The sequence below is a fragment of the Sphingomonas bacterium genome (assembly GCF_903644055.1).
GTDB lineage: Bacteria > Pseudomonadota > Alphaproteobacteria > Sphingomonadales > Sphingomonadaceae > Sphingomonas_I.
Genome location: NZ_CAHJXD010000216.1, coordinates 1 through 9,167, shown reverse-complemented (window position 1 = coordinate 9,167; position 9,167 = coordinate 1). Strand labels below are relative to the sequence as shown.

10 protein-coding genes and 1 other RNA gene are annotated in these 9,167 nt (G+C 67.8%); 6 read left to right on the top strand and 5 right to left on the bottom strand.

Annotation, left to right across the window (positions count from 1 at the left end):
- Together HUU94_RS09600 and HUU94_RS09595 are read right to left on the bottom strand one after the other, a co-directional pair.
- The coding region (locus HUU94_RS09600; protein ID WP_254602113.1) for a TPM domain-containing protein at window positions 1-770 on the bottom strand (770 nt) is incomplete at its 3' end.
- 177 nt (window positions 771-947) lie between these two features.
- Window positions 948-1,556, bottom strand: coding sequence for a LemA family protein (locus tag HUU94_RS09595; RefSeq protein ID WP_174274863.1), 609 nt, complete (start codon window positions 1,554-1,556; stop codon window positions 948-950).
- Window positions 1,557-1,669: 113 nt separating this feature from the next.
- Between HUU94_RS09595 and mscL the strand changes: the two genes are divergently transcribed.
- From mscL to HUU94_RS09575, 4 genes are all read left to right on the top strand, one after another.
- Window positions 1,670-2,122, top strand: coding sequence for a large conductance mechanosensitive channel protein MscL (gene mscL, locus HUU94_RS09590; protein WP_174274862.1), 453 nt, complete (start codon window positions 1,670-1,672; stop codon window positions 2,120-2,122).
- A 211-nt stretch (window positions 2,123-2,333) separates the two neighbouring features.
- Window positions 2,334-2,674: a transfer-messenger RNA gene (ssrA, locus tag HUU94_RS09585) on the top strand.
- Window positions 2,675-2,769: 95 nt separating this feature from the next.
- A complete protein-coding gene (locus tag HUU94_RS09580; protein WP_174274861.1) occupies window positions 2,770-3,138 on the top strand; it encodes a GFA family protein in 369 nt (122 codons plus the stop codon).
- A 93-nt stretch (window positions 3,139-3,231) separates the two neighbouring features.
- Window positions 3,232-3,801, top strand: coding sequence for a retropepsin-like aspartic protease family protein (locus tag HUU94_RS09575; RefSeq protein ID WP_174274860.1), 570 nt, complete (start codon window positions 3,232-3,234; stop codon window positions 3,799-3,801).
- A gap of 156 nt (window positions 3,802-3,957) precedes the next feature.
- Here HUU94_RS09575 and HUU94_RS09570 read toward each other — a convergent pair whose 3' ends face one another.
- Window positions 3,958-4,758, bottom strand: coding sequence for a PEPxxWA-CTERM sorting domain-containing protein (locus HUU94_RS09570; protein ID WP_174274859.1), 801 nt, complete (start codon window positions 4,756-4,758; stop codon window positions 3,958-3,960).
- Window positions 4,759-4,996: 238 nt separating this feature from the next.
- Between HUU94_RS09570 and HUU94_RS09565 the strand changes: the two genes are divergently transcribed.
- On the top strand, window positions 4,997-6,100 hold the full coding sequence (locus tag HUU94_RS09565; protein ID WP_174274858.1) for a mannose-1-phosphate guanylyltransferase/mannose-6-phosphate isomerase: 1,104 nt from the start codon (window positions 4,997-4,999) through the stop codon (window positions 6,098-6,100).
- A gap of 292 nt (window positions 6,101-6,392) precedes the next feature.
- Here HUU94_RS09565 and HUU94_RS09560 read toward each other — a convergent pair whose 3' ends face one another.
- Together HUU94_RS09560 and HUU94_RS09555 are read right to left on the bottom strand one after the other, a co-directional pair.
- Window positions 6,393-7,259 (bottom strand): DUF4893 domain-containing protein, encoded by an 867-nt coding sequence (locus tag HUU94_RS09560; protein WP_174274857.1) that lies wholly within the window; start codon window positions 7,257-7,259, stop codon window positions 6,393-6,395.
- The gene (locus HUU94_RS09555) at window positions 7,256-8,041 is read right to left on the bottom strand and encodes a 3-hydroxybutyrate dehydrogenase (protein ID WP_174274856.1); all 786 of its coding nucleotides are present in this window, start codon (window positions 8,039-8,041) and stop codon (window positions 7,256-7,258) included. Before HUU94_RS09555 ends, HUU94_RS09560 begins: the two co-directional genes overlap by 4 nt.
- A gap of 116 nt (window positions 8,042-8,157) precedes the next feature.
- Between HUU94_RS09555 and ypfJ the strand changes: the two genes are divergently transcribed.
- On the top strand, window positions 8,158-9,054 hold the full coding sequence (gene ypfJ / locus HUU94_RS09550) for a KPN_02809 family neutral zinc metallopeptidase (RefSeq protein WP_174274855.1): 897 nt from the start codon (window positions 8,158-8,160) through the stop codon (window positions 9,052-9,054).
- Window positions 9,055-9,167 lie beyond the last annotated feature (113 nt).

Here is a 9,167-nt window from a genome sequence, read left to right as displayed (position 1 = left end):
TGGCGGCTGCCCTGCGCAAGCTCGCTCGCCGCCCACAGCCAGATCGGCCAGTTGCCGCCGCCGCCGGTATAGCGCCGCGCGCCCCACGGGCCGGCGCGCCGCCGGCCGAAATGGCTCGCCATGATCACGCCCACGATCACCAGCCAGAAGATCAGCCCGAACGGAAAGCCACTGCCATCGTGGCCTTCGTGGCCTTTGTGGCTTTCGTCGAAGGCCGCCGCGGCCTTGGCGATCTGCGCGCGCGCCTGATCGTCGGGCAGGCCCAATTGCTGGATCATCGCATCGGCGCCCGCGGCGATCCCGCCGGGCATGTCGCCCGCCTTGAACGCGGGGACGATCTTCGTCTGGACGATCAGACTGGAAAAGGCATCGGTCAGCACGGGCTCGAGCCGGTAGCCGACCTCGATCCGCACCTTGCGCTCGTTGGGCGCGACGATCAGGATCGCGCCATTGTCCGCGCCCTTGAGCCCGACACCCCAGTTCCGCCCGAGCCGATAGCCGTAATCCTCGATCGCATAGCCCTGGAGATCGGGGATCGTCGCGACGACGAGCTGGCGCCCGGTCTGTTGCTGGAACGCTTCGAGCTGCTGTTCGAGCGCCGCCTTGCGATCGGCGGGCAGGATGTTGGCGGCATCGGTGACGAGGCCGGTGAAGGCGGGGAAGGTCTGCGCGTGGGCCGGAATGGCAAGGAGCATGAAGAGAAAGGCCGCGACGAGCGCGAGTGCCGTCTTCAGCAGCCCTGTTTCGTCATGCCGGACTTGATCCGGCATCCCGCTGCCTTTCCGGGGATAGCCTGCCAAGCGGGACCCCGGAACAGGTCCGGGGTGACGGAGCAAAGGATGGCCGAACGGGGCAAAGCATGGTCCGATCATCGTTTTACCCTGGCAGAAATACGCGCAAAAGTCAAGAACGAAAAGTGAACGCTCGGCCTGCTCGACGCTGGACGATCAGAATTTCACCGCCGGCGCGGTCTGCGCGTCGGGGGTGGTCGCCTGGAAGGTCTGCATCGGCTTGGCGCCGTAGAACAGCTTGGCGCCGACCGCATCGGGGAAGGTGCGGATGCGCGTGTTATAGCCTTGCACCGCATCGTTGTAATCGCGCCGCGCGATCGTGATACGATTCTCGGTGCCTTCGAGCTGCGATTGCAGCGCCATGAAATTGGTGTTGGATTTGAGATCGGGATAGGCCTCCTGCAACGGCTGGAGGCGGTTGAGCGCGACGGTCACGCCGTTCTGCGCTTTCTCATAGGCTTCGACCTTGGCGGGATCCTTGAGGTCGTCGGGCGAGAGGTGGATCGCGCTGGCGTTGGCGCGCGCCTGCGTCACGCCTTCTAGCACATCCTTCTCCTGCGCGGCATAGCCCTTCACGGTGCTCACCAGATTGGGGATCAGATCGGATCGCCGCTGATATTCGTTCTGCACGTCGGCCCAGCGCGCCTTGGCATTCTCCTCGGCGGTCGGGATCGAATTGAGCCCGCAGCCGCCGAGCGCCAGCGCGGCGACGGGGGCGAGCAAGGCGATGCGGAAACGGTTGAGCGACGGACGGCGGAGCGACATGGGGGTGCCTCGGCTGGTTGGTTCGCCGCCGTCTTACTGCCCTAATACGCATCCCGCAATCGGGCTTGATCGGAAAGGCGGTGCGGGGGATGATCGCCGGCGGGAGGACCGTCATGCTCAAGGATTTTCGCGCCTTCGTCAGCCGCGGCAACGTGCTCGATCTCGCGGTCGCGGTGATCATCGGCGCGGCGTTCGGCAAGATCGTCACCAGCCTGACCGACGACATCATCATGCCGATCGTCGGCAAGCTGACCGGGGGCCTCGATTTCTCGGGCCACTTCTGGCGGCTGGGCGCGGTGCCGGCCGATTACAGGGGTTCGCTGACCAGCTATGCCGATCTCAAGAAAGCGGGCGTGCCGCTGATCGGCTATGGCGAATTCGCGACACAGGTCGTCAATTTCCTGATCGTCGCCTTCATCATCTTCCTGATCGTCCGCGCGGTGAGCCGCGCGGTCGCGACGCTGGAGCGCGAAAAGGCCGAGGGCCCGGTGATCCCCGCCGCCGACAGCGCCGAGGTGATCCTGCTGCGGGAGATCAGGGACGAATTGCGGGGGCGGGCGGGCTGAGTTCCTCCCCTGCAAGGGGAGGGGGACCGGCCGAAGGCTGGTGGAGGGGTCTCCCGCTATCGAGGGGGCGACACCCCTCCGTCATCGCTGCGCGATGCCACCTCCCCTTGCAGGGGAGGATCAGAGCAACCGCCCGACCAGCCGGCTCGACGCCAGCACGAAGATCGCCGCGAGCAGCGCGCCGATCGTTCGCGACTGCCTATCTGACGCCCCCCTTTGCACCCGCCGCCCGAGCGCCTATATCCCCGATGCCGGCTTCGGCCGGATATGGCGATAAATGATATCGTGTGAGACGCAGCGGACCCGGGGGCAGTACCCGGCGGCTCCACCACCAGCCACTTTTCCGAGCGGTTGATGACGGGGCCGAACCAGGATCGACGTGTGGACGAGCATGCTATTTTTGCCCGGCGTGATTGAGCCGTAAAACCGATCAAAACCACAAGTGCCAACGATAATGAGGCGCTCGCGATTGCCGCGTAATCACGGCCTAACGGCTTAGATTACAAGGCTTGAACGCGGTTCGGGCCGCACCGGGCAACAGAAGCGGAAACCGGCGGTATGGGGAGCACCGAGCAACAGAAGCTCCCCACTATACAACCCCGCAAAGTGGTACTTTGCGGGGACCCCGATTATCTCAGGCGCAAGACATGACCAAGGTGGAGGGCGGCTGCCATTGCGGGCTCGTGCGGTTCGAGGCGTCGCTGCCTGATGGGCCGATCGAGGTGCTCGATTGCGATTGTTCGATCTGCGGCATGACCGGCTATCTGCACATCATCGTGCCCGAGGCGGACTTTCGCCTGCTCGAAGGGCGCAGGGAGACGACCACCTACCGCTTCGGCACGGGCGCCGCGCAGCACATCTTCTGCGCCCAATGCGGGATCAAGAGCTATTACAAGCCGCGATCGCATCCGCGCGGGATCAGCATCAACCTGCGCTGCCTCGACGAAGGGCATGGCGTGGAGGCGCGGATCGTGCGATTCGACGGGCGCGACCATCCCGGCGCGATCGAGGCGTAACACTGCCAAAGCCCGGCATAGCGACATATCCCTAACCAGCCGTTAGCCGGATCGGCTCACAGATCGTTGCAAGGCTTGGCGCAGTAAGCGGGCATGCCGTCGCTGCTCAACGCCGCTCCCCTCCCCGCCGTGATGCTCGCGCTCGGCTGCATGACCGGGCTGGCGGGATCGCGGTATGCGCCCGAGGATGCGATCACCGAGGCGCCCGCGCCCAGCGCCGCGATGGCGGGCGTTCCCGGAAGGGATGACCAGAACAAGGATGGCCCGGGCGATGCCGACGCCCCGTCCGGGGAAGGCGATGGCGGCAGCCAGGTGGTCCGGGCGTCGGATGGGCTGTTCTACATCGGCGCGCAGGTCAACGGGCGGCGGGTGCGCTTCCTCGTCGATACCGGCGCCAGCGTCACCGTGCTGCGCGCCGCCGATGCCAAGGCGCTGGGGCTGACGCCGGAGGCCGGCCGCTTCGCGCAGAAGGTGGAGACGGTGGGCGGCAGCACCGCGATGGCCTGGACGCATCTCGCCAGCGTCAAGCTCGCGGGGCGCGAGCTTCACGACGTCCGCGCGGCGGTGGTGCGCCAGGGGCTCGGCGTCTCGCTGCTCGGGCAGAACATGCTGTCGCGGATGGGATCGGTCAGGATCGAGGGCGATCGGCTGGAGCTGCGTTAGACGCGGTCCTGTTCGAGCTGAACGTCACCCCGGCCTTGAGCCGGGGTCCCGCTTTTCTCCAGCGTTGGCAGGCAGCGGGACCCCGGCTCAAGGCCGGGGTGACGGATATGTTCGAGGAGATTTCGAACCTTAGCGGATTGCGCGATTGCCGAACGATCAGGCGGCGGCTTCGGCCTCGGCGCGACGGCGGCGGCGGGCGCTGCGCTGGAGATAGCCGATCGCGCCGAAGCCGCCGAGCAGCATCGCCCAGACCGACGGCTCGGGAACCGGCGTGGTCGCCGGCGGCGTCACCGGGCTGACGACAACGGGCGGCTCGACGGGGGTCGGCGTGTCGACGGTCGGCGGCGTCGCATTGACCTCCGAATTGGAGGTCGCCGCATTGGAGGCCAGCAAATCGCCGGTCGACTTGGCGAGCGGGGAGGCGGCGCCCGTCGATGCCGTATCGGCGGTCTTGGTCGCCGATGTGCCCCCGGCGGTCGCGGTCGAACCCGATGCCGCATCGCTGCCCGCGGCCACGACCGCACCCGAATCGGAAACCGCGGCACCCGCGCCATCGGACCCTGCCGCACCAGCGACGCCCGCCGGCGCCACACCACCCAGCGGGCCGGCATTCGAGGCAAGCTCGGTGGGCGACAGCGTCTGCGAGCTGAACTGCGCGACTTCCTGGTTGTAATCGGCAGCGGGCGCCGAGAAATCGGCGAACGCATCCATCAGCCGCCGGCGCAGATCGCGCGAATCGGCGGTGACGTCGAAAGGCTCCAGCGGGGCCACCATCTGGACATTGGTGAGGCCGGGCAGCAATGTGGAGGGCGTGAACATCGCGGCGAAGGCCTTGGCGGTCTCCGACATGCCATGGATGCCGAGCGGCACGAACAGGCCGCGCTCGTTGGTCACGACGGTGCCGCCGACGACGCAGCTCGCGACGAGCCCGACGTTCATCAGCAGATGCCGACGCATCTCGCTTTTCAGCAATGAGGCGGCTAACGCCATCTCGACCTCCAAAAAACCACGCACACGCCTGATTCGTAGAACCAAGCGACCTGTTCCTAGCACAGATAACGCCTATCAAATAGATAATGTCCCCCGTAACGATTGTTTACCCGCGTGGGGCTCGCGCGGCGTTTCGGAACGCGGTGCCGGAGCGGGCGTTGCCCCTGCGCTTCGGCGTTCGCCGGAACGCGCCATCGGAGATTTCATGACGACGCAAGTGATCACCCCCGTCATCCTATCGGGAGGATCGGGAACCCGGCTGTGGCCGCTGTCTCGGACGGCCAAACCCAAGCAATTGCTGAGCCTTACCGGCGCCGAGACGATGTTGCAGCAGACCGTGCGGCGCACGCTCGGCAGCGCGGCCTTCGCCAGCCCGATCATCGTCGCCAATGCCGCGCATGCCGGGGAGATCGAACGCCAGCTCGGCGCGGTGGGCGTTGCCGAAAGCCTGCTGATCCTCGAGCCCGCCGCGCGCAACACCGCCGCCGCCATCGCGCTCGCCGCTTTGGTCTCGCCCGCCGATGCGCTGCTGCTGGTGATGCCCAGCGATCATGTCATCGCCGACGTCCCCGCCTTTCATCGCGCGATCGCGGCGGTCGCGCCATTGTGCGGCGACGGCTGGCTCGCGACGTTCGGGATCACCCCCGACGGGCCCGAAACGGGCTACGGCTATATCAAGCGCGGACCGGAGATCGGGCTCGGCGTCCAGCAGGTCGAACGCTTCGTGGAGAAGCCCGATCTCGAAACCGCGAAGGCCTATCTCGCCGACGGCTCGTATAGCTGGAACGGCGGCATCTTCCTGTTCACCGCCGGCGCCTATCTCGCGGCGCTGGCGCAGCATGGTCCGGCGATCCTCGCGGCGGCGCAGGGTGCGATGGAGGGCGCGCGGCGCGAGGGCGCGCGTGTCTATCCGGCGCGCGACGCCTTCGAGGGCGCGCCCAACGAGCCGATCGACACCGCGGTGATGGAGAAGGCCGAAAAGATCGCGGTCGTGCCGATCGACATGGGCTGGTCCGATGTCGGGAGCTGGGATGCGCTGCACGCGATCGCGTCGCGCGATGCGGACGAGAATGCGCATCACGGCGAGATCGTCGCGATCGATACGTCGGGATGCCTGCTGCGCACCGACGGGCCGCTGATCGCCGCGGTCGGGATCAAGGACCTGATCGTCATCGCGACGACCGATGCCGTGCTGATCCTGCCGCGCGGCTCCAGCCAGGACGTCAAGCGCGCGGTGGAAGCCTTGAAGCGCGACGGCCATGTCAGCCTCGATCGCTTTCCCGAAGCGCGGGCATTGGAGGGCGGCTGAGCCCGGCGGCTGGAGTCGAATGCGAGGAGGTGTGCTCATGCTCCTCCCCTGGCGGGGGAGGTGGCATCGCGTAGCGATGACGGAGGGGTGTCGCCTCTCGATATCGTGTCACCCCTCCGTCCGGCTTCGCCGGCCACCTCCCCCGCCGGGGGAGGATCGTCCTGGAGGCTGTCCTGTTCACTGAAACGTCACCCCGGCCTTCAGCCGGGTCCCGCTTCTTCAGCGTCGGCAGGCAGCGGGACCCCGGATGAAGTCCGGGGTGACGGGAGTGCAACGTCGACAGGACGGAGCTCTAATCGGCGGGCACGACCTCGATCACCATGACCTGCGCTTCCCAGGCGGGGCGCGGGAGGACGATGCGCCAGCGGCGCGGCCCGATCCGTTCGAACAGCCCCGGCATGTCCCGCTCGGCATCGCGGCCGTAAGGCAGCGCGCCGCGCTCGTCGCCCAGCGCCATCGCGCCGAGCAGCAGCTTCCGCACGCCATCGTAGCGCCAGAGAGTGCCCGCGACGCGCTGGGGCCCCTCGATCTCTTCAAAGCGGCCGCCGGCGATCCGGCACGCGACGCCCGGCTGCCGGGAAAAGGCCGCGGCCCCGGGGCGCAGCGCGCCCAGCTTGATCGATCGGCAGCGATAGGCGCCGTCGGGCGCATCGGGATCGTTGAGCGCGGCATCGGGATCGAGCATCGCGCCCTCGGCATCGACCGCCGCTGCACCGCCGCCGTCGCGCGCCTGGGTGAGGCCGTCGAGCCATGCCTGCCGCCAGCCATGCAGCCGCGCCCGATCGCGCGGCATCAGCACATTCTGCCACGCCTGCGGCCGATCGCGGTCCACCGGCTTCTCCCGCGCCACGACGGGCGCCGTGAGCAACGCCGCCAGCAGCGCCAGCATCCAGCCGCCCCACGCGGGAACCCGCCACAGCGGCGGCAGCAACGGGTGCCAGAGCAGGGCATGGTCCTTCGTTCGGACCATGCCGTTGCCGAACAGTGCGATCCAGCCGATCAGGTTGAGCGTCCGGTACGGCGCCTGCGCCGATCGCCCCGCGGTGCCCATGGTGCGGTTCGCCCAGAGCGCGGCGGCGAGCCAGATCAGCCCCCCCAGGCTCCAGATCGCGAAGATCGCCAGCAGCCATGGCGGCGCGCCCGGCGCGGCGGCGCTCACTGTGCGGTCCAGCCGCCGTCGATCGACTGGTTGGCGCCGGTGATCGCAGCAGCCTCGTCGCGGCACAGATAGAGCGCCAGCGCCGCGACCTGCTCGATCGTCACGAACTGCCTGGTCGGCTGGCCGGCGAGCAGCACGTCGCGCATCACCTGCTCGCGCGTCAGCCCGCGCGCCTTCATCGTATCGGGGATCTGCTTCTCGACGAGCGGGGTCCAGACGTAGCCGGGCGAGATGCAGTTGGCGGTGATCCCGGCGGTCGCCAGCTCCAGCGCGGCGGTCTTGGCCAGCCCCGCGACGCCATGCTTGGCCGCGACATAGGCCGCCTTGAACGGCGACGCGACCAGCGAATGGGCCGAGGCGATGTAGATCAGCCGCCCCCAGCCGCCGGCCTTCATCGCCGGGATCGCCGCGCGCGTCAGGTGGAACGCCGAGGAAAGGTTGATCGCGATGATCCGGTCCCATTGCTCGATCGGGAAATCCTCGATCGGCGCGACATGCTGGATGCCCGCGTTGGCGATAACGATGTCCGGCCCGCCGAGTTCGGCCGTGCAGCGCGCGACCATCGCCGCGATCTGATCGGGCCGGCTCATGTCGGCGGGATCGTAGAGCGCGCTGGCGCCGCTGATCGCCTCCAGCGCGGCGCGCTCGGCCTCGATCGCATCGGCATCGCCGAAGCCGTTGAGCAGGATCGCCGCGCCCTCGGCCGCCAGCGCGCGCGCGCAGCCGAGCCCGATGCCCGAGGTCGATCCGCTGATCAGCGCCGTCTTGTCCTTGAGAAGCATGGAAATCTCTCCGCGATGCTGAAAGCCTAGATCAAGCGGCTGCGCGGCGGAAGGGCGATGCAACCGTTGCGGCTCCGCAAGCATTTGGTCGGAAAGCATTCCAAGGGGATATCGCCATGCGGCTCGACGATTATCGCGAAAGCCAGAACGTCGAGCAGGACAGCGGCGGCGGTGGCGGCGGGGGCTTCGGTGGCGGGGGCGGTGGCCTCGGGATGATCTTCGGGTTGATCGCCAGCCGCTTCGGCATCGGCGGGATCATCGTGCTGGCGATCGGCATGATGATCTTCGGGATGAACCCGCTGTCGCTGATCGGCGGCGGCACCGGGACGGGGACGCAGCAGGTGCCGCGCACCGGCCAGACCGCGCAGCAGGTCTGCGACGCCGATCCGGCGCACAAATTCTCCTGCCAGGTGCTCGCGAGCACCGAGGATACGTGGACCAAGCTGTTCCAACAGCAGGGAAAGCAGTATCGCCCCGCGACCTTGCACTTCTACGTCAGCCAGGGCCAGTCGGGCTGCGGCGCGGCGCAATCGGCGATGGGGCCATTCTATTGCCCGACCGACCAGCGCGTCTATCTCGATACCGAATTCTTCGATGAACTGAGCAATCGCTTCCACGCCGCGGGCGATTTCGCGCAGGCCTATGTGATCGCGCACGAGGTCGGCCACAACGTCCAATATCTCACGGGCACGGCGGACAAGGTGCGCGCTCAGCAACAGCAGGCGGGCGAGGCAGGCGCCAACGCTTTGCAGGTGAAGATGGAGCTCCAGGCCGATTGCTATGCGGGCGTCTGGGCGGCCAACAATCGCGACCGGCTGGAACCCGGCGATGTCGAGGAGGGGATGCGCGCCGCCAATTCGATCGGCGACGATACGCTCCAGCGCTCGGCGGGCAAGACGCCCATGCCCGACAGCTTCACGCACGGCTCCTCGGCGGAGCGCATGGCCTGGTTGAAGCGCGGCCTCGACAGCGGCGACCCCGCGCAATGCGATACGTTTTCGGGCGCGATCTGAGGCGGCTGGAGGCTGTCTGTTGAGGTTGAACTGTCACCCGGCCTTGAGCCGGGGTCCCGCTGCTTGGCCGACGCTGAAGAAGAAGCGGGACCCCGGCTCAAGGCCGGGGTGAC

What these genes read in the sequence shown, in the direction of transcription:
- HUU94_RS09555 (WP_174274856.1), bottom strand. Translation starts at nt 8,041, where the DNA reads ATGCTTCTCAAGGACAAGACGGCGCTGATCAGCGGATCGACCTCGGGC.
- HUU94_RS09575 (WP_174274860.1), top strand. Translation starts at nt 3,232, where the DNA reads ATGCCGTCGCTGCTCAACGCCGCTCCCCTCCCCGCCGTGATGCTCGCG.
- HUU94_RS09565 (WP_174274858.1), top strand. Translation starts at nt 4,997, where the DNA reads ATGACGACGCAAGTGATCACCCCCGTCATCCTATCGGGAGGATCGGGA.
- mscL (WP_174274862.1), top strand. Translation starts at nt 1,670, where the DNA reads ATGCTCAAGGATTTTCGCGCCTTCGTCAGCCGCGGCAACGTGCTCGAT.
- HUU94_RS09595 (WP_174274863.1), bottom strand. Translation starts at nt 1,556, where the DNA reads ATGTCGCTCCGCCGTCCGTCGCTCAACCGTTTCCGCATCGCCTTGCTC.
- HUU94_RS09570 (WP_174274859.1), bottom strand. Translation starts at nt 4,758, where the DNA reads ATGCGTCGGCATCTGCTGATGAACGTCGGGCTCGTCGCGAGCTGCGTC.
- HUU94_RS09580 (WP_174274861.1), top strand. Translation starts at nt 2,770, where the DNA reads ATGACCAAGGTGGAGGGCGGCTGCCATTGCGGGCTCGTGCGGTTCGAG.
- ypfJ (WP_174274855.1), top strand. Translation starts at nt 8,158, where the DNA reads ATGCGGCTCGACGATTATCGCGAAAGCCAGAACGTCGAGCAGGACAGC.